Source organism: Brevundimonas sp. FV1ye4L (assembly GCF_058681255.1).
In genome coordinates this window covers 1-20,370 of sequence record NZ_CM178734.1, presented here as the reverse complement: position 1 = coordinate 20,370, position 20,370 = coordinate 1, and the positions used below count along the sequence as shown (strand labels likewise).

At 58.4% G+C, this 20,370-nt stretch carries 9 protein-coding genes, 3 tRNA genes, 2 rRNA genes, 1 pseudogene and 1 other annotated feature; of the genes and pseudogenes, 7 read left to right on the top strand and 8 right to left on the bottom strand.

Going from position 1 to position 20,370, the window contains the following annotated elements; all coding sequences use genetic code 11:
• Window positions 1-216: 216 nt before the first annotated feature.
• The 4 genes from ACW17X_RS00075 (at window position 217) to ACW17X_RS00060 (ending at window position 7,846) form a co-directional block, all read left to right on the top strand.
• Window positions 217-5,094, top strand: coding sequence for a DEAD/DEAH box helicase (locus ACW17X_RS00075; protein WP_492098855.1), 4,878 nt, complete (start codon window positions 217-219; stop codon window positions 5,092-5,094).
• Window positions 5,095-5,340: 246 nt separating this feature from the next.
• Entirely contained in the window at window positions 5,341-5,901 is a 561-nt protein-coding gene (locus ACW17X_RS00070) for a hypothetical protein (RefSeq protein ID WP_492098854.1), read from the top strand.
• Entirely contained in the window at window positions 5,902-6,291 is a 390-nt protein-coding gene (locus ACW17X_RS00065; protein ID WP_492098853.1) for a hypothetical protein, read from the top strand.
• Window positions 6,292-6,632: 341 nt separating this feature from the next.
• Window positions 6,633-7,846 (top strand): IS3 family transposase gene (locus ACW17X_RS00060; protein WP_492098852.1). Its coding sequence is split into 2 segments (ribosomal slippage): window positions 6,633-6,948 and window positions 6,948-7,846, totalling 1,215 coding nucleotides; the frame shifts between segments, so codons are not numbered across the junction.
• A gap of 1,428 nt (window positions 7,847-9,274) precedes the next feature.
• On the opposite strand, the gene ACW17X_RS00055 is transcribed toward ACW17X_RS00060, so the two are convergent.
• Both ACW17X_RS00055 and ACW17X_RS00050 read right to left on the bottom strand, forming a co-directional pair.
• Window positions 9,275-11,650, bottom strand: a complete 2,376-nt coding sequence (locus ACW17X_RS00055) for a GmrSD restriction endonuclease domain-containing protein (RefSeq protein WP_492098851.1) — start codon at window positions 11,648-11,650, stop codon at window positions 9,275-9,277.
• 588 nt (window positions 11,651-12,238) lie between these two features.
• Entirely contained in the window at window positions 12,239-12,451 is a 213-nt protein-coding gene (locus tag ACW17X_RS00050; protein ID WP_492098850.1) for a helix-turn-helix domain-containing protein, read from the bottom strand.
• A gap of 97 nt (window positions 12,452-12,548) precedes the next feature.
• Between ACW17X_RS00050 and ACW17X_RS00045 the strand changes: the two genes are divergently transcribed.
• The 3 genes and pseudogenes from ACW17X_RS00045 to ACW17X_RS00035 all read left to right on the top strand — a co-directional run.
• Window positions 12,549-13,346: a hypothetical protein gene (locus ACW17X_RS00045; RefSeq protein WP_492098849.1), complete on the top strand. Its 798-nt coding sequence runs from the start codon at window positions 12,549-12,551 to the stop codon at window positions 13,344-13,346.
• Between the two features lie 118 nt (window positions 13,347-13,464).
• Window positions 13,465-14,184 carry a hypothetical protein gene (locus ACW17X_RS00040; RefSeq protein WP_492098848.1) on the top strand — a complete coding sequence of 240 codons (720 nt, stop codon included), beginning with the start codon at window positions 13,465-13,467 and terminating at the stop codon, window positions 14,182-14,184.
• A 186-nt stretch (window positions 14,185-14,370) separates the two neighbouring features.
• Window positions 14,371-15,405, top strand: a pseudogene (locus ACW17X_RS00035) (recombinase family protein); the annotation flags it as partial.
• On the opposite strand, the gene ACW17X_RS00030 reads toward ACW17X_RS00035, so the two are convergent.
• From ACW17X_RS00030 to ACW17X_RS00005, 6 genes are all read right to left on the bottom strand, one after another.
• Window positions 15,343-15,741: a hypothetical protein gene (locus tag ACW17X_RS00030; RefSeq protein ID WP_492098847.1), complete on the bottom strand. Its 399-nt coding sequence runs from the start codon at window positions 15,739-15,741 to the stop codon at window positions 15,343-15,345. The pseudogene ACW17X_RS00035 and the gene ACW17X_RS00030 overlap by 63 nt on opposite strands.
• Window positions 15,742-16,003: 262 nt before the next feature.
• Window positions 16,004-16,080, bottom strand: a tRNA-Met gene (locus ACW17X_RS00025).
• A gap of 88 nt (window positions 16,081-16,168) precedes the next feature.
• Window positions 16,169-16,283, bottom strand: a 5S ribosomal RNA gene (rrf, locus tag ACW17X_RS00020).
• Between the two features lie 87 nt (window positions 16,284-16,370).
• Window positions 16,371-19,157 (bottom strand): 23S ribosomal RNA (locus ACW17X_RS00015).
• 200 nt (window positions 19,158-19,357) lie between these two features.
• Window positions 19,358-19,433 (bottom strand) — tRNA-Ala (locus tag ACW17X_RS00010).
• A gap of 84 nt (window positions 19,434-19,517) precedes the next feature.
• Window positions 19,518-19,594, bottom strand: a tRNA-Ile gene (locus ACW17X_RS00005).
• A 180-nt stretch (window positions 19,595-19,774) separates the two neighbouring features.
• Window positions 19,775-20,370 (bottom strand) — a sequence feature (16S ribosomal RNA rRNA prediction is too short).

The following is a 20,370-nucleotide window of genomic DNA, read 5'->3' as shown; positions in this document are numbered from 1 at the left end:
CTTGGGCCTTCCCATTCAATGGTGGGAACAGGTGCTCTGTTGCGAATGAAATGCGCGAAATTGGCCACGCTCATCGACTGGACGCTGTCCTAGCGCAAGTCGATGGCCTTGCTCTCATAAACCTGACACCGCTCCAAGTCTGGCCTGCCATAGGTCTGATTGCCTATAGCATCGAACAATCATAAGGCTGTGCACGCATGCCTTGCTGGGGAAACAATGTCTCTATCTGTCGACGATCTGCTGCAAACATATCGTGAGTACGCCATCACAGAGAGGGACAAAGGCACCTACTACGAGCGCCTCTGCAAAGCATTCCTTCTGAATGACCCAGTACAGGCCGAGCAATATTCTGCGGCATGGACTTGGACTGAATGGGCTCCCCAGCACGGTGTGTCCGGCAAAGATACAGGGATCGATCTCGTAGCGAAACTCCGTGATGAAGAAGGCTTTGCAGCCATTCAGTGCAAGTTCTTCAGCCCGAAGCACAAGATCGCCAAAGCCGACATCGACTCCTTCCTTGCCGCCTCCTCAAAGGAGCCCTTCGCACGCCGCGTGGTCATGGATTCCACCGAGGTAGAATGGTCGGACAACGCTGAAACCATGCTTGTCGGTCAGAGCATCCCGGTTCTGCGGATCGGCTTGGGGGATATGCGTGCATCTCCGATACAGTGGAGCCAGTTCGCCGCCTCGGAAGAGATCGTACTTGAGACAAAAAAAGAGCTTCGGCCCCACCAACAGGATGCCCTCAACGCTGTGCGTAGCGGCCTTGCCGATCATGATCGTGGCAAGATCATTATGGCCTGCGGTACGGGCAAAACCTTCACCGGCCTGAAGATCGCCGAAGACCTGGTCGGCGCCAATGGGACCGTCCTGTTCCTTGTACCCTCGCTGGCTCTTATGGCTCAGACGGTTCGGGAATGGACGAACGATACCAAGACCCCTCTACGCTCGTTTGCGGTTTGCTCTGACACACAGGTCGGCAAACGCCGGGTGTCCAAGGACGATGTCGCTGAGATCAGCTCCCTGGACCTAGCGTTCCCAGCGACAACCAACGCCGCCGTCTTGGCTAAGGGCGTTACTGAGGCTGCTCCAGGCAAAATGACGGTGGTGTTCGCCACCTATCAATCCATCCAGGCCGTTTCAGACGCCCAAATCCATTTCGGAATGGGGCGCTTCAATCTCATTATTTGTGATGAAGCGCACAGGACCACCGGCGCAACGATCGGTGATGAGGAAAGCAACTTCGTACGCATCCACCGCGATGAGGTCGTAGGCGGCGACAAGCGCGTCTATATGACCGCTACGCCTCGCATCTATGGCGATGGAGCAAAGTCCAAAGCCGCCGATCTCGGCGTCACCCTCGCTACGATGGATGACGAGAAGCTGTTTGGCCCAACCCTCTTCTATCGGGGCTTTGGTTGGGCGGTGCAGAACGAGCTGCTGACAGACTACAAGGTCATTGTCCTAGCTATGGACGAAGGCCGCGTTGCGCGCACTCTTCAAGCCCGCATGGCCGATCCTGACAATGGTCTGGTGCTGGATGACGCGACACGCATCCTCGGCTGCTACAAGGCCCTTACAAAGGTCGATATCGCATCCGATCTGGGTGCTGATACCCAGCCCATGCGCCGCGCCTTGGCATTTTGTCGGGACATCAAATCTTCCAAGCTCGTTCGCGACGAGTTCTCGGCGGTGGTGAATGACTATCTGGCCTCTTCGGAGGTCCAGACGCAAGAAGCCGATATCGTTGAGCAGCAGCTCAGATGCGCGATCGAGCACGTTGACGGCACCTATAACGCCAAAACCAGAGGCGAACTTCTCGACTGGCTAAAGGCCGAGACCGAAGAAAACACCTGTCGGATCCTGACGAACGCCCGCTGCCTGTCAGAAGGCGTGGACGTTCCGGCGCTCGACGCCATCATGTTCCTGCACCCCCGCAAAAGCCAGATTGATGTTGTGCAATCGGTGGGCCGCGTTATGCGCCGCGCCCCGAACAAGCGCATGGGCTATGTCATTATTCCAGTAGGCATTCCCGCTGGCATGAACGCCGAAGACGCCCTGAACAACAACGAAAAATATCGCGTCATCTGGCAAATTCTCAACGCCCTGCGCGCCCACGATGAACGCTTCGATGCGACCATCAATCAGATGTCTCTGGGGCAGGATGTATCGGATCGTTTTGAAATCCTGGGCCTCGACAGCAAGGAGCTTAGCTCCGTCACCGCCACGGTCGAAAACCTGCCAAATGCCAAGCCCAAGAAACGCTCAAGCGTTGGAGAAAACGGCTTCGACCTTGGCGATGAAGACATCGACATCGGTGGTCAGACTGAGCCCGAGCAATACGGCCTAATCCTTGACGATTTCAGCCGCGCCATCAAAGCCAAGGTCGTCAAAAAGTGTGGCGACAGGGAATACTGGGATCGTTGGTCCGCAAGCCTGCGTGATATCGCACTAGCTCATATCGCCCGCCTCAACGGCATTCTTTCCGTAGCGGGGAGCCCGGCCCGCTTGGCCTTTGATAGCTTCCTTGCAGAACTCCGTGACGATCTGAACGGCGGCATCACCGAGATCGAAGCCGTTGAAATGCTGGCGCAGCACATCATCACGCGCCCGGTGTTTGACGCCCTGTTTGAGGGCCATGCCTTCACGCAAGAGAACCCCGTTTCTAAGGCCATCCAGAGCGTCCTAGACGCTCTGGATGGCGAGCACCTGGAAAAGGAAAGTCGCGACTTAGAGGACTTCTACGGCAGCGTCCGAATGAAGGCACAGGGGATTACCAACCCCGCTGCCAAACAGGAGCTTGTTCGGCAGCTCTACGACAACTTCTTTGGCGTCGCCTTCAAAGACACCCGCGACAAGCTGGGCATCGTCTATACGCCGATTGAGATCGTCGATTTCATCATCCACTCGGTCAACGACGTTCTAAGGGATGAGTTCGGACAGACCCTCGGCTCTCAAGGGGTCCACATCATCGACCCATTCACTGGAACCGGAACTTTCATCACGCGCCTGCTGCAATCGGGCCTGATCTCGCCCGCCGAGCTGGAGCACAAATTCCGCTACGAGTTGCACGCCAATGAGATCGTGCTGCTGGCGTATTATATCGCCGCGATCAACATCGAGAGCGTCTATAGCGGCCTTCAAGACGGTTCCTACACGCCCTTCAACGGCATCCTGCTGACTGACACCTTCGCCATGAGCGAGGGCACGGATGAGCTGGCTCTTGTCATGCCGGACAACTCAGAGCGCCGTCGTCGCCAGCAAGAGCTGGATATCCGTGTCATCATGGGCAACCCACCCTATGCGGTCGCCCAACACATCGACTATCCGCACCTGGACGGTCGCATCGCCGATACCTACGCGGCCCGCTCGACCGCCACCAACAAGAACGCACTTTACGACAGCTACATCCGCGCCATCCGGTGGGGCGCTGATCGACTCGGTGACAGCGGTGTATTGGCCTATGTCACCAACGGGGGCTGGGTCGATGCCAACACGGCAGACGGTATGCGGAAGTCGATGGTGGACGAGTTCTCTTCAATCTACGTCTTCCACCTCCGCGGCAATCAGCGCACCTCTGGCGAGGCCTCAAAAAGAGAAGGCGGCAAGATATTCGGCGCAGGTAGCCGCGCGCCTATCGTCATCACTATTTTCATTAAGAACCCTAACGCTGAAACACAGGGCCAGGTCTTCTATCACGATATCGGGGACTACCTGTCTCGTGAGGACAAGCTGAAGATCGTCGCAGAGCTCCGCTCGATCCGAGGCATCACGGCCCAATCGGGCTGGCAAGAGATCATCCCAGATGACCACGGGGACTGGCTTAAACAGCGTGATGACAGCACAGCAAAATACATCAGCATCGGTGATAAAAAAGACAAAACAACCCCAACACTGTTTGAGAACTATTCACGTGGCGTAGCTACAGCGCGGGACGTGTGGTGCTACAATTCTTCACCTAAGCAGCTTGAAGAACAAGTGCGTCACACGATCAACTATTACAACAGGCAGCTAAATCAGTTCATTTCCGCTAAATCAACCGCGCAAGCTGAAATTTTCATGCGGTCCGCACTTAGAGAAATCTCGTGGACCGATGCCCTGCGCAACGATTTCACCAAGCTGAAACCGTTAGCCTACGAAGATGGGCAGATTGTACCGGCGACATATCGACCATTCTTCCGGCAATGGCTCTATTTCAGCCGTCGTTTAAATGAGAGAATGTACCAAGTTCCGAAGATTTTCCCAGAAAAGAACACCTATAACCGCGTAATCGCCGTTCCAGGTAAAGGCGGGGACAAGGGTTTTTCAGCCTTCTTGCTGGACAACATTCCAGACCTCAATCTTGCTCCTGCAATGGGTGGATATCAGTGCTTCCCACTCACACTTTATGAACGCCCCGAAATCGCCTCATCGGATGATCTCTTCTCGGTTCGCGAGGAAGGGGCCTCTGGTTATACCAGCCGACACGGCATCACTGATGAGGGGAAAGAGCTATTTGAGACGGCTTATCCTAGTGAGGCGATCACCAAGGATGACATCTTCTATTACACTTACGGCCTGCTGCACTCCGAGGACTACCGCCGTCGATTTGCCGACAACCTAAGCAAAGAGCTGCCCCGCATACCTTGCGTCAGAAAGGCTGGAGATTTCTGGGCATTCGTCCAGGCAGGCCGCGCGCTAGGAGACCTTCATGTGGGCTACGAAAGCGTCGAACCCCATCCAGTCACACTGAAGCAGGGCGACCTATCGCTGGCTTCGATCGATGATCCGGCGAAGTTCTTCCGCGTCGAAAAGATGGCTTACGGCAAGGGCAAGGACCGCTCGGTTATCCACTACAACCCGAACATCACCCTGACGGGCGTACCGCTTGAAGCCTACGACTACGTCGTCAACGGGAAGTCTGCGATCGATTGGGTGATGGAGCGTCAGGTGGTCAAGCAGGACAAGGACAGCGGCATCATTAACGACGCCAATGACTACGCCAATGAAACCGTCGGCGACCCTCGCTATCCCTACGACCTCCTTCGTCGCGTCATCACGGTTAGCCTGGAAACGATGAAGATCGTCAGGTCGCTTCCGCCGCTCGATATCTAATCGCTCGGCAACGCCTTAAGACCACACGCAGATGCCCATTCGGAACGCCATTTGGACGGTAGGAACCAGCGCTAGCGCGTCTAGATCGCAGCGCTTTCCTCGCCTCAAGATGAAATGACGTTGCCGTCGATGTCAGTGCATTTTTTCCGGATGTACCCCGACGGTCGCGCAGATGGCTCCAGCAAAATCGTCGGTAGCATAATCCAGCAATGGCGATTATCTTCGGTTGATATCCAGGAAGATGCTATGGTCGAAGTCGCCGCCTCACTCGAACTGTCCGACGAAGATGAGCAGGCTTTAGCGGCGATCCTGGGATGTGATCACGCGCAGCTTGCCGATGAACTCAGTGGATATGCAGATGCAGCTCTACGTGAGTATGCAGAAATGTTCCTTGGGCGAGGCGTATTCACTCGTGGGAGCGACTTGTTGGAGTTCCGCCTTCGGCTTTTGACACAGCATGCTTTTGACGGATCGCTTCCGGACGAAGCGCGTGTTTCTCGGCTCTTCCAGACATCCGCCCAAGCAAGTCGCGGCATGCTTAGAGCCCTGCTGGCGAAATATCAGTATCAGCTGCAGGAAGCCGTATCCGGGTCTGTGCGCACCCTCCTCCAGACGGCACAGCAGGAAGAAGAGGGCGCGGACTTCACGCTGTCCATAAACAGCATCAATCTCGTCGAACTTCTTAATCAGCGACTTGCGGTCCGCGACGGTTCACAACGCCGGGTCCGCAAACAGAAAGACAGCGTATCAATCTACGAAATCGCTCCGGCGTCGTACGTAATCCTTTGCGCCGAATTCGGTGTCTAGATGGAAGCACTGCTTTCTGCCTCAAGCCTCATCCTGGCGGCTCTCGCAGCTCTTGTAGCTTTGTGGTCGGGTGAAGTTCAGCAGGCTCTAGCCCTGAAAATACCCACCCAAAAAGCCAACGCAAAACTGCCCCTCAAAACGATCCGCGCTGCGCTTTGGACGCGGGTCCTCCCCCTCACCTGCTTTGTCATCGCATCTATCGCGATCTTTGTGCCTGATCTGGTTTCGGTAGTGAGCGAGACTGGACGATACGCCTCTGATCCTAGGTATCGATATGACGCCATCAAAGCCGCATTCGCCCTTACCGTGGTCGCTCAGATTGCTATCGGCATATACCTGGTCAGCCTACTTGTGCGGCTTAGCGGAATTCTCGGCAAACGGCGAACCTAGCGCGTCAGGCTGCAGTACAACTGAGCCCCCTTAGACCGCCGCTCAGTGCGCAACCGAGGGTGATTACAGCGGTGGGTTTCACGCGGATCTCCTAGAGAAGCCGGCGGACAGCAATTTATGCGTCTGACACGCCATCAAACGGCGAGCTCAACAATCCATTTTCATAAGCTCAGGCTGCTAAGGTGGCCGCGGAAAGTGCAATTTTCCTATTCTGCACTGAAGCGCCTGAACGCGATCAACCGATCGCCGGGCCGCCGATTTCGACGGAGGTTTGCGATCTGATCCTCCCTCGTTTTGGTGGACACCCATGCTAGCTTTTCGGAGCTGGAGAGGAGTGTCTGATGAGTGTTCAACGCCGGAACTTCCCGGATTCTTTCAAGCGTGAGGCCGTTGATCGGGTCGCCAACAGCGGCCTGAGCGCCGGGGCGGTTGCCCGCGAGCTCGGGCTGCACGAGACGGTGCTGCGTCGATGGATGACGCAGTTCGGGGTGCAGGCGACGGTGCTGCGTCGATGGATGACGCAGTTCGGGGTGCAGGCGACGGGGACGTCGCGGCGCCCCACAACGCAGGCGTCGTCCCCGTCGCCGTCGGACATGGCGGCGGAGTTGGCCCGGTTACGACGGGAGAACGGTCAGCTTCGGATGGAGCGCGACATCCTAAAAAAAGCCGCGCTCATCTTCGGAGCGACCTCCCGATGAAGTTCGGGTTCGTCGATGGGCATCGTCAGGTCTGGCCTGTCCGCGTGATGTGCGCGGTCCTGGGGCTGTCGGCCAGCGGTTACTACGCCTGGCGCGGTCGCCCCGAGAGCCGGCGGTCGGTCGCCAATCGCGAGCTGACCGAGGATATCCGTTTGATCCATGCCGAGAGCAGCGGCTGCTACGGCTCGCCGCGCATTCACGCCACCCTGCGTCGGCATGGGCGTCGGATCGGTCGCTCCCGCGTGGAACGGCTGATGCGCCGCGCCGGCCTGAGAGGATTGGCGGCCTTGCCGCGTCGCGCCCGGACAACGAACAGTCGCCACGGCTATCCGATCGCGCCCAACCGGCTGGCCCGGAACTTCGAGGCGGCGGCGCCCAACCAGGTCTGGCTCGCCGATCTGACCTATATCCCAACGGGTGAAGGCTGGCTCTACCTCGCCGCCATCCTCGACATGCACACCCGCAAGATCGTCGGCTGGTCCATGCGCCAGACCCTGCACACCGAGATCGCTCTGGACGCCCTCAACATGGCCGTCGAACGCCAGCGCCCCGCGCCTGGCCTGATCCACCATTCCGATCGTGGAATCCAGTATGCCGCCGAAGCTTATCGATCAGCCCTGGCCCGATCCGGCATCACGCCGTCCATGAGCCGCAAGGGTGACTGCTGGGACAATGCGCCTATGGAAAGCTTCTTCCACACCCTCAAAACCGAGCGTGTCCATCACCGCGTCTACGCCACCCGCGACCAGGCCCGGCGAGACCTGTTCGGATACATCGAAGGCTTCTACAACCCCCGTCGCCTGCACTCGTCACTGGGCTATATCAGCCCCGCCGAGGCCGAACGCAGAGCGGCTTAACCCCGTCCACTTTTGCGGGGGAAGATCAAACTGATCAAAGCATGGGGCACCAGTCACGTTGCACGCTCTCAACTGACTAGAACTTAACGCGTGTATAGAGGTGGAACTCCTGTCCGAGGTCGACCTGTACCGTCTGGGAAATGCTAGAAAAAGCCTTCTTAGCAGAGACATTTGGGTGCCACGGGGACTCGGTAGGATCGGAGCTAAATACGCTAAAGGTCGGGCGCACCATTCGGCAAATGTGTGGTCCGTGATTAGCGTCGGCACCGTGGTGCATCACCTGAAAACCCGCCAGTCGGGCCAGCCGAGTGGCATCGAAGTGAGTCGAAAAGCGAAGCGTTGCAGCCTTTGACTTTAAAAACGCATCGCCAGTGAATATCTGGCCGGCGCGCCGGTTTGGGGTGCATGAAAGACTTGTTGAGCACGACCCCGAAAGCTTTTCGACTAGCGCGCATTGGAGGACCACAGACGAAGGATCGATGGGGCCTGCGTATAGGCAAAGAGATATGCGGTTCCGCGCCCGGGACGACACCGGGGCACTGCCAGTCGGGCCGCGTGCAAAAGTACGATCAAACAGAGCCTTCAGCGCGGAAAGGGCTCTAGCCCTCTGCTTATCCGTCCGCCGGCCGATGAGAACCCGAGAAAACGAATCGACGTGCCTCTTGAAGTTCGGTCGTGGGGCAGCCTTCGCCTTGGGATCCGAATAGGGCACAAACTCCCAAAAGCCACCGACCGTTAATCCGCTGCTTGGAGCCAACATTTCTACGTTGGCTGGGGGTGACGAGAGCATCGGATCGTCCCGGTACTCCGCTGCCCCCAGGTCGGCTCTCTTGAACGTCAGTTCGAAGTCCCGCGGCCCATCAGAGATCGGGGGCATCTCCACGGAGCCTCTTTCGTCAGGATCACTGGGCGGGACGAGTATAATCCTGTCGATGGATGCCCCACGGAGTGCGTTCAGAAAGGCCGCTGGATCAGTGCAAAAATCAACGAACGATGCACGTGCGGGGTCAGCAAACGCAATGACAAGGCGCTGCCAGAGGTCAAAGTAGGGGAGCATCAACGTCCCCACCCGCACTCTCTTGAGCAGCTGAAGGACACCGTTGATGTGGTCGGCGTCGAAATGCGAAATGACCAACAAGTCGACAAACGGCTTTGTGTTCGTGCTGGAACGCCGCAACAGAAGCATTCTGTCGATTGCGTTGCCGATTAGCTTCGCACTACCCTTTGATACGGTTCCGCAGTCATAAATCCAGTGAAAGCGCTTAGAGCCGATCGAAAACTGGCTAGAGGCGAATAGTCCTTGGCCTACTGCGTGATAGCTATAGATTGCTCGAACGATGGTCATTCGGATTGTCGAGTGCTGCGGGCGGAAACGGCATTTGTAGCAGTGATGTCGCTCGGTTCCGCCCTAAGTGCGCTTCTCCCCATCTACATGGCCTCCGCGGGCGCTGACACCGGGCGCGGCGTGGGTGCCTCAAGGCGGTAGGGATCGAGGCTGAGCGTGCTTTCGATCTTGGGCAGCAGGAGCTCCAATCGCCCGTTTCTCTCGGCCAGATGAATATGCCAGTGGAACTTTCCGTCGGGGCGGGTGGTGACGTTCAGCGCATCCAACAACGGATGAAACACATCCCGTGGGATAGCGTATCCGGCGTCGCGCTCCATGCATCCCAGCAGCAGGTAGCCGCGGTCGGCGTCGCTCAGATAGGCCACCCAATCGGGATGATAGGCATACCAGTGGCCGCGATCCTCATAGAGCTTGGAGACCGCGACGACCGCTCGCACTGACCCGTCGACGCTGCTGCGCTTGGAGACCGTTTCCGCCTTCAGCTTAACGTGCTCACGAGCCTCCAACGCTGCGATGACCGCGTCTCGTCGCTCCTCCCGCATTACTGGATCGGAGACCTTCGTCTCGCCCTTGAACGACTGCGGGATGAGTTCGTCGTCGAGGTCCTCGGAGCCGCCTTCGACGCGTTGCCAGATTTCGACGGCCGCTTGGAACAGGGTTTCACCGCGCGCGATGATCGAGGATTCGGACCAGGCCTCAGGAGGGTTGGTGCGCAGCCATGCATTCAAGCGCAGGTCGCTGTTAGCGGCGATGCTGGCACATTTCCCAGGGAATGGGCCATTGCTGACGGAGGCGTTCAGCTCAGTTGTGAGCAGGGTCAAGTTTCCAAGCGTATGGAGCAGCCGGTCCCGGCACCGCTCCGCCGTCTCTCCCGTCTGCAGAAACAGCTGGTCCGCGTACGGGTAGTTGGCGAAAGACCCCTTCTGCGGGAGGAGATGCTCGACAGTAAGCACCTCGGGCAGGGTTACGGCTTCGCTTTTCGAGGTCCTGATATGGGCCTCGATGGCGCGGAGAACCATGGCGCTGCGATCAGGACGGGACTTGGCGTAGATCGGCTTGGACAGCCACGCCGCTTCAAACTCCTGGTCAGACGGCCATCGCGTGGTAACGTCGCGGGATCGCGTGAGCTCCGCCCTAGCAACGTCCGCGAGGTCCGCATTGACCGGTGCCTTTTTGAGCTTGCTGAGCAGCTGAACGAAGAAGCGGTTGTAGTTCTTGTTGGTCAGCTGACACACGAACCGACGCACCAGCCAGGACTCTATGTCGGCCAGGATTTGGTCGCGCGACGCAACCGGCAAGCGTTCGGCAGGCACGGACATCAGATAGAGCAGCACGGGATAGACGGTGCTGTTGTCGAGCACCCGTAAGCGTTTTGCTAGGAGCGCAGCTCGGTCATCCCCCTTCGGCTGAACCAGCGATTGGAACACGGCACTATAGGTCTTCAGATCGGCCAGGAGCGCCTCAATCTTCTGCGGGTCGCTGTCACGCCAATCCCGGAACTCACCGAAGAGCTGACCAATGTTCAAGTCGCGCTCGGTCTTCATGGTGAGGTAGTGAAAGAGGAACAGATCGATCCTCGGCCGTAGCAACCTGCCCTGCCGCTCGGGGACATGCCAAAAGCGGTTCTCGCCGTTGACGACCCCGTCGATGCGGTGATCGTCAAACGCCCGCCAATAGCGCTCGTAGAGGTCATCTGCGTCGCAGCTTGGGTCATTTGCCGCGTTCAAAAAGATGTAATTTCGAATGAGGTCGGACGGCAGCAACGGCTGCCCCCTAGCATTCAGCGTTTCGAAGATGACCTGCGGGTCGTCGCCATCTTCGAGTTCAATCACCACCAGTTGCAGCGCGGTCCGCAGCGCCTGGTAGATCGCAAAGAGGCGACCGTCGCGGGCCTCTTTGCCCTCGCCAGCAGCGTTTACGAACTCGAGGATCCGATCACTGAAAAAGAGATAGGCCGCCGCAAGGCGCGGGGCGCTTGCGCGGTCGCTGATTGCCAAGGCCTTTCGCAAGGCCTGCGGCGAGCCTGACGTCAGCACCTCTCGATACACTGCCCGATCTGCATTGGTCGGCCAGACTTTGAACGATCCCTCTGCCCCCTCCTTTTCGTCTTCGTTGACCGTCAGGCGTTTGAGCTTCGATATATGCTCAGACCCTGCCTCCACGGCGAAGTCACGGAGCGCCGCAATCAGCAACTGAAGGGTGGTGAGGCGCTGCTGTCCGTCGATCACCTCCGACCGTGCAACCCCAGCCCCGACGATACGCGAGACGTTCAGCACTATCGCGCCAAGAAAATGAGATCGCCGTGGAATCTGCGTTTCGGGGTCAAGACACGCTTCCGCCTGGCGTTCGATGTCCTCCCATAGGGGCTCCCACTGGCCCTGCTGCCCCCACACATAAGCACGCTGGTAGAGCGGCACGACGTACCGACGTTCCCGCTGGAATAGGTCGTGGATGGTCAATTTATCTGGCTTCACAATCTTCCCCCGGGGCTCTTGTGATAGCTAGGCGACCCGTCAAGGTAGTCTTGCAATCGCGGCGGGACGTTTCAACGGCTATCTGCCGAGGATGCCCGGCGGTGCGCGCAACTATGGGCTTGGATCGTGGCGGGGACGATGCTTCGCGGGACAAGCACGCCGGCACTGAGTTTGGAGGGAGTCGATGGTGACTTTCCGACACAAAAAGACAGCGGGCGAGCGGGCGGGAATTGCCGCCCGCCAAGTTTCTGAGCCGGAAGTTCAACCCGCCGCAAACACGCAGATGCCATCGGCGACGATATTGATCCGACCGGCAATCGGCGCACTTTAGAAGGGTACGAGCACCGGTGTCGCGGAGAGTTCGCACCGGCGAGAGGACGTAGATTCGGACGATTCTTCAGAACGGCAAGTGTGCGTAGTTCTGCGTACTAGAAACGCGCGCCGAATGTCTCGTTCAAGCAGGCTTGCACACAGTTTCCGCAGGGCCGCTCCGTAAGTTTTTTCCGACATTGGAAGCCCGCGGGCGAGGCGGGGGGAAAAGTGCGGCGCGCGTCTTCGAACCGACCTACGCGTTCAAGCCTCAGAGCGGAGTAGCTCTGAGGCGTCCAACTCGAGCGCGACGGCCAGGCGCCCTAGGGCGCGTACCGTCGGGTTGCGAACACCCCGCTCGAGATCACTGAGATAGCTGCGCTTCATACCGGCGCGGAACGCCACCTCTTCCTGCGACAGGCCGAGGTGGGTGCGCCTCTCGCGCACATTCCGCCCAAGAAGTTGGACCACATCCATGGCCGGACATGGCCGCAAACGACAGCGCGAAGCTGTCCCCTAGACGTGTCATTGCTGTTGGAGCTATCGCTGGCGACGATTTCCTTTGGAGTTTTCGATGCTCGTTAAGTCCACCACTAACGACCTGCCACTATCCAACGACCTCCAGGACGACCAATGCAACCTTGATCGGGTTGAGCAGGACGCCTTGCGCATGATGATGGCGATGCGCGTTGTCCGGCAGTTTGCCGGGTCGCATATGGGCCCAGAGACCGACGTGCTGGTCGTCGAAGCTCTGCTTTCCACATGGTGGCGGGCCTGGGCAGATCGCGAAGGGGCAGCGCAACATCCGTTCGCTGTCGTCATTTCCGATACGAGCATTGCAGCAGTCGCGGGACTTTCCGCCGAGGCCTATGCTGCGAGTCTCAACCGACTGACCGCCAGCGGCGCCGTTCAGATCGGTAGGCCTCCGCGCGTGGGAAGTCTGAGGTCCGCCGCCTTCTACCAACTCGACGCCCTCTTTACGCCGATCCTTCCGGGCCTCGAACCCATGCTGCTCCGCTCGTTTAGAGAGCATCACAAAGCCGACCTCGTCGAAGTCGCCGCCTTCGCGGTCGAATCCATTGGTGAAGACTTCGAGGGCGTCGTCGAGGCGAACTACGCACCGTTAAAAACGCCTGCCTTCACGGCGGACTGGGCCGCATTTCTCGACCAGCATCCGATCGATGATCTCGGCGGATGGTGGGAGCGCGACCCTGAGGCGGCCTACGCCTGGTTCAGTCAGGCTCTTGCCTTTCAGGATCGCCTGAGCGTCCTGCAAGGTCGCTCGATGGACGGCCTCAATCTGCATCAAGAGATGAATCGTTGGGACCAGGCCCGCGCCGCGGTGCTTTCCAACCGTTATCAGCCGACCTGAACACACGTCTTGTTGTGCGGCCCGCACCGCACAACAAGGCCGCATAGAATGCACCGGCCGACCGCGCGAGTTGTTGGGGGCGTGGAACTTGCCGCGCCTCTTTAAAAGGCCTTGCCACATGGCGCCCTACAATAGCGGTCCCCAAACTCGCGCCGCAAATGACAACCTCAGCCCGCTCAAGCTCGCATTACGAGACTGGGCTGACCGAGAGCGAATGGTCGGCGGCAATGCTAAAAGCCTTCTCTTCCGCCTTGCCTCTCACGCTAACGCCGAAGACGCCACCGTCTACATTTGCCGCCACCGGTTTGCCGGCCTGGTCGGCGTCAAGGTGCGCACGATCACAGCCAGTACGCGCCGCCTGATCGATGAGGGTCTAATCGCAGAGACAGGCGATCTCGTGATCCGTCCAAGCGTCGCTTATAAGGTCTATCTCCTCGCGCCCCATGAAGACGCCATCCAGGCGCTCGTCCGAAGAGCCGGACGGGCGCGGTCCGGCAGTTTCGACAACCGGTCCGGCGAGTTTCGACCTACATATATGGAAGACTCTAAGAGCTCTAAATTAGCTCTGGGCGCGGGATTCGAAGGCGATGCGCTCCCTACCGCACCACGCGTGGAGCTGATGCCCGTTCCGGAGGACGTCCGCCTTCTCCTGGCGCAGCGCCTGACCAAGAACGAGATGTTCTCCTACGTGAACCAAGCGAAGTGGCGACCTTCGCCCCCCACCTTGATCACGAACACCGAACAAGCGCGGAGTAAACTCGCCGCCCTCCTTCCCGAAGCCGCCAATGATTTCGGCTTCGCCATTACGAGCAAGCTCCGGGACGCCGCACATGTGTAAGTCCGCATCTGGCTATGCCAAGCGAGGCTCTGCGCGAATGGTGCGCGGTTCTAACGACAACGCCCCCGTTGGGGAGGCCTGCGTCACCGACGCCGGCGCTCCCCTGCCCTCCTCAATCACGGCTGAAGAGCTCGTCATCTTGCAACCGCTGATCTCCGCGCTTGCGCGGATGGTCGACAAGCAGCTATGCGCCGCGACCCCATCCTGCGACCCAGAGGTGCGTCGATGCGCGTAGCCCTTTACGCCCGGTACTCGTCCGACCTGCAGAACCAGCGTTCGGCGGAGGATCAGTTCGCAGCGGTGCGAACCATCATCCAGGCGCGTGGCTGGATCGAGGTGGCCTGCTTCGCCGACCGCGGCATCTCCGGCGCCAACCTTGCGAACCGACCGGGCGTGCAAAGCCTCCTACGAGAGGCTGAGCGCGGCGGGTTTGATGTCGTCATGACCGAGGCCCTAGACCGCCTGTCGCGCGACCAGGAGGGCACCGCCCACCTCTACAAGCGGTTATGCTTCTACGGCGTCGCCCTGGAGACCACCTCGGAAGGCCGCATCAGCGAACTCCACGTCGGCCTCAATGGCACGATGAACCAGCTGTTCCTGGTGGAGCTCGGCAAGAAGACACGGCGCGGCTTGGTGGCCCGCGTGAAGGCCGGCCGCTCAGGCGGAGGCCGCTGTTATGGCTACCAACTCTACCGCGACGCCACCGAGGAGCGAGGTCTCCTCGCGATCAATCCGCTAGAGGCTAGGGTCGTGCGTCGGATCTTCTCCGACTACGCCAACGGCAAGAGCCCGCGCACCATCGCCCACGCGCTCAACGCTGAGGGCGAACCAGGTCCGCGTGGCGGAGATTGGACCCCGTCCGCGATCTACGGCGATCGCCGCGCCGGCGACGGCATTCTGTGCCAAGAGCTCTATATCGGCGTGCGCCTGTTCAACCGCCGTCGCTATCGCAAGCATCCAGACACAGGGCGGCGCTCGTCGGTGCTCAATCCGGAGTCGGAATGGCTGCGCGAGGCCGTGCCCGACCTACGTATCATCGACGACAGCCTTTGGGCGGCCGTGCAGTCCAGGCAGGAGGCGGTGGCGGATCAACCCCGTGCTCATAGTCGCAAGCCCAAACGTCTTCTGTCAGGGCTGATGAAGTGCGCTACCTGCGGATCAGGCATGACGCTGAACGGCCAGAAGTTCGCCTGCAGCGCGGCGCGTGAACGCGGAACCTGCAGCAACACCAAGATCATCGCCGCCAAGACCGTCGAAGCGCGGGTTCTGGCCGGCATCCGCGCCAAGCTGCTCACGCCACAGGCCATGGCTGAGGCCGTCGAGGGCCTGCGGCAAGCCAACGACGCCCGCCGGCAGGCGACGCTGTCGGCGCGGGCTCCGATGGAGAAGGAACTCGCGTCCATCGAACGTCAGATCGAACGCGCTCAGCTGATGTGTATGGAAGGCGCGATGGAGATCGAAGACCTCAAGACGCGCAGCCTTCCACTGAAGGCGCGCCGCAGCGAGCTTCAGGCCTTGCTGGCCGAGGTCGACGAACCCAGCGTGGTCACGCTGCATCCCTCCGCCGCGAGCGCCTACGGCCAACTCGCCGGACGCTTGCACGAAGCCTTAGACGGCGATGACGGCGAAGAGGTCCGCACAGAGATCCGCAAGCTGATCGACCACGTCGATTTCTATCCGTTGGAAGGCCTGGGCAAGTTCGACCTGCAGGTGCATGGCAGCCTGGCCGTGTTGCTAGGTCTGAGTGAAGCCCAGACAGCAAAAAGCCCCGCCGTTTCGGGCGGGGCTTCTGGGGGCCTCACAAGGTGTGAGGTTGATCTGGGTGCGGGAGTAGGATTTGAACCTACGACCTTCAGGTTATGAGCCTGACGAGCTACCGGGCTGCTCCATCCCGCGGCAAACGGTAGTTTCGTGAGGAAGAACGTTTCGAGAAGACCGCTTAGAGCGGTGATTTGTTTTTCATCATCGGCTGTCCGCCTTGTAGACCCGGCGGCGACCTACTCTCCCGCGCCTTGAGACGAAGTACCATTGGCTCTAGAGGGCTTAACGACCGAGTTCGGAATGGGATCGGGTGGGGAACCTCCGACATAGCCACCAGGTCAACAAGGCGGACAGCGGATGATGAGAAGACATTGTCTGAGATTGCTTCGGTCAAGGAGCAATCATCGAATGAGTTTTGCTGAGAAACGATCAAACCGATCGGATTATTAGTACCAGTAAGCTTCATGGGTCGCCCCACTTCCACACCTGGCCTATCAACGTGGTAGTCTTCCACGATCCTCAGCGAAGCCTTGTTTTGAGGTTAGTTTCCCGCTTAGATGCTTTCAGCGGTTATCTATTCCATACTTAGCTACCCTGCTGCACAGCTGGCGCCATGACAGGTACACCAGAGGTATGTCCATCCCGGTCCTCTCGTACTAGGGACAGATCCTCTCAAGCTTCGAACACCCACGGCAGATAGGGACCAAACTGTCTCACGACGTTCTGAACCCAGCTCACGTACCACTTTAAATGGCGAACAGCCATACCCTTGGGACCTGCTCCAGCCCCAGGATGTGATGAGCCGACATCGAGGTGCCAAACTTTGCCGTCGATATGGACTCTTGGGCAAAATCAGCCTGTTATCCCTAGAGTACCTTTTATCCGTTGAGCGATGGCCCTTCCACTCGGGACCACCGGATCACTATGGCCGACTTTCGTCTCTGCTCGACTTGTCAGTCTCGCAGTCAGGCGAGCTTATGCCATTGCACTCGACGAGCGATTTCCGACCGCTCTGAGCTCACCATCGCGCGCCTCCGTTACACTTTAGGAGGCGACCGCCCCAGTCAAACTACCCACCACGCCATGTCCCGGGACCGGATAACGGCCCTCGGTTAGACGTCAACGACAGTAAGGGTGGTATTTCAAGGACGACTCCACCAGAGCTGGCGCCCCGGTTTCATAGTCTCCCACCTATCCTACACATACGGTCGCTAACGCCAAGGCGAAGCTATAGTAAAGGTTCATAGGGTCTTTCCGTCTGACCGCGGGAACCCCGCATCTTCACGGGGAATTCAATTTCACTGAGCCTATGCTGGAGACAGTGGGGAAGTCGTTACGCCATTCGTGCAGGTCGGAACTTACCCGACAAGGAATTTCGCTACCTTAGGACCGTTATAGTTACGGCCGCCGTTTACCTGGGCTTCAGTTCGACGCTTTCACATCTCCCTTTAACCTTCAGGCACCGGGCAGGCGTCAGACCCTATACGTCGCATTGCTGCTTCGCAGAGCCCTGTGTTTTTGCTAAACAGTCGCTACCCCCTGGCTTGTGCCACTCAGTCCTGGTTGCCCAGGGTGAGTCACGCTTATTCCGAAGTTACGCGTGCAATTTGCCGAGTTCCTTCAGCATAGTTCTCTCAAACGCCTTGGTATGCTCTACCTGACCACCTGTGTCGGTTTCGGGTACGGTCTCTGCTGGAGTTATTTCCTGGGACAACGCCCCCGCACACACAATCCAATAAGTGGGTACGAGTTAAGCCATCCGTCACTTCCAGCTGGTGCAGGAATATTTACCTGCTTCCCATCGACTACGCTTTTCAGCCTCGCCTTAGGGGCCGACTAACCCTGCGCAGATTAGCTTTACGCAGGAACCCTTGGTCTTTCGGCGAGAGTGTCTCTCACACTCTTATCGTTACTCATGTCAGCATTCTCACTTCCGATACCTCCAGCCAGGCTCACGCCTGACCTTCACCGGCCTACGGAACGCTCCGCTACCGCTTGCAGTAAACTGCAAACCCATATCTTCGGCGCACGGCTTGAGCCCCGTTACATTTTCCGCGCAGGATCGCTTGATCAGTGAGCTGTTACGCTTTCTTTAAAGGATGGCTGCTTCTAAGCCAACCTCCTGATTGTCAAAGCAATCCCACATCGTTTCCCACTTAGCCGTGACTTGGGGGCCTTAGATGATGGTTAGGGTTGTTTCCCTTTTCACGACGGACGTTAGCACCCGCCGTGTGTCTGCCCGATAGTTCTCTTGGGTATTCGGAGTTTGGTTAGTATTGGTACCGCTCGCGCAGCCCGCAACCATCCAGTGCTCTACCCCCCAAGGAATTCGTCGGACGCTCTACCTAAATAGATTTCGCGGAGAACCAGCTATGTCCAGGTTTGATTGGCCTTTCACCCCTATCCACAAGTCATCCCAGAATTTTTCAACATTCACGGGTTCGGTCCTCCAGTTGGTGTTACCCAACCTTCAACCTGCTCATGGATAGATCACCTGGTTTCGGGTCGTCATACGTCGAACTTAGCGCCCTATTCAGACTCGCTTTCGCTGCGCCTACACCTAACGGCTTAAGCTTGCTCGACACATGAAGTCGCTGACCCATTATACAAAAGGTACGCCGTCACCCCGCTTGGGGGCTCCGACTGCTTGTAGGCTTCCGATTTCAGGATCTGTTTCACTCCCCTTGTCGGGGTGCTTTTCACCTTTCCCTCACGGTACTTGTTCACTATCGGTCGTAGAGGAGTACTTAGGCTTGGAGGGTGGTCCCCCCATGTTCAGACAGGATTTCACGTGTCCCGCCCTACTCGAGTCTCTTGCTGTTTGATGACTACGGGGCTTTCACCCACTATGGCCGACCTTTCCAGATCGTTCGTCTTTATTTCACAAGAGCACTGGCCTGGTCCCGGTTCGCTCGCCACTACTACGGGAGTCTCGGTTGATGTCCTTTCCTCCGGGTACTGAGATGTTTCAGTTCCCCGGGTTCGCTTAATGAAGCCTATGTATTCAGCTCATTATACCTTTAAACAATCCGCCAATCGCCGCCCTGACCGAAGTCAGAACGAAGTTGGAAGACTGTAAAGGTGGGTTTCCCCATTCGGAAATAACCGGATCAAAGGGTGCTAGCGCCTCCCCGGTTCTTATCGCAGCTTGCCACGTCCTTCATCGCCTCTCTACGCCAAGGCATCCGTCAGAAGCCCTTCAACGTTTGATCGTTTCTCAGCAAAACTCATGCTTGGTTTATTCCGCCCGACTGGAAAGTTGCCGGGGGACCAAGCCTGATTTTTGTCAGACAATGTCTTCTTCTCGAACAAGACCTTCAAGCTCAGGGGAGCCGGTCACGTTCTTCCTTCACGATTTCAATGCACGCCAGCCTTACGGCCAACGGCAAACTCGAATGCGATCACAAGGTCCTGGTGGAGCCAGACGGAGTCGAACCGACGACATCCTGCTTGCAAAGCAGGCGCTCTACCAACTGAGCTATGGCCCCGTTCCATCAGGAACAGTGCGAAGCCCAGGAGAGCTGTCGGCGATGCCGTCTTGAGGCTGAGAACCCCCAGCGAACCAGAAGTCCTGGTAGGCCCGGGCAGACTCGAACTGCCGACCTTACGCTTATCAGGCGTACGCTCTAACCACCTGAGCTACGGGCCTATGGCAGCGACAGCCGGGCTATAAGACCCAGGCTCGCGATCGCGTCACCAATACATCAACCCGTATGGTCGATGCGTCGATGACGAAAGTGGAAAGAGAAACGGAGACGGCGGCGTCCCGCAGTTTATTGGAGCCTCAATAGACAGCCTCGTGAGAGACGGTCTGGAGAAGCATCCTTAGAAAGGAGGTGATCCAGCCGCAGGTTCCCCTACGGCTACCTTGTTACGACTTCACCCCAGTCGCTGACCCTACCGTGGTCGCCTGCCCCCTTGCGGTCAGCGCAGCGCCTTCGGGTAGAACCAACTCCCATGGTGTGACGGGCGGTGTGTACAAGGCCCGGGAACGTATTCACCGCGGCATGCTGATCCGCGATTACTAGCGATTCCAACTTCATGCCCTCGAGTTGCAGAGGACAATCCGAACTGAGACGACTTTTAAGGATTAACCCTCTGTAGTCGCCATTGTAGCACGTGTGTAGCCCACCCTGTAAGGGCCATGAGGACTTGACGTCATCCCCACCTTCCTCCGGCTTAGCACCGGCAGTCCCATTAGAGTTCCCAACTAAATGATGGCAACTAATGGCGAGGGTTGCGCTCGTTGCGGGACTTAACCCAACATCTCACGACACGAGCTGACGACAGCCATGCAGCACCTGTGTCCTAGTCCCCGAAGGGAAAGCCAGATCTCTCTGGCGGTCCAGGCATGTCAAAAGGTGGTAAGGTTCTGCGCGTTGCTTCGAATTAAACCACATGCTCCACCGCTTGTGCGGGCCCCCG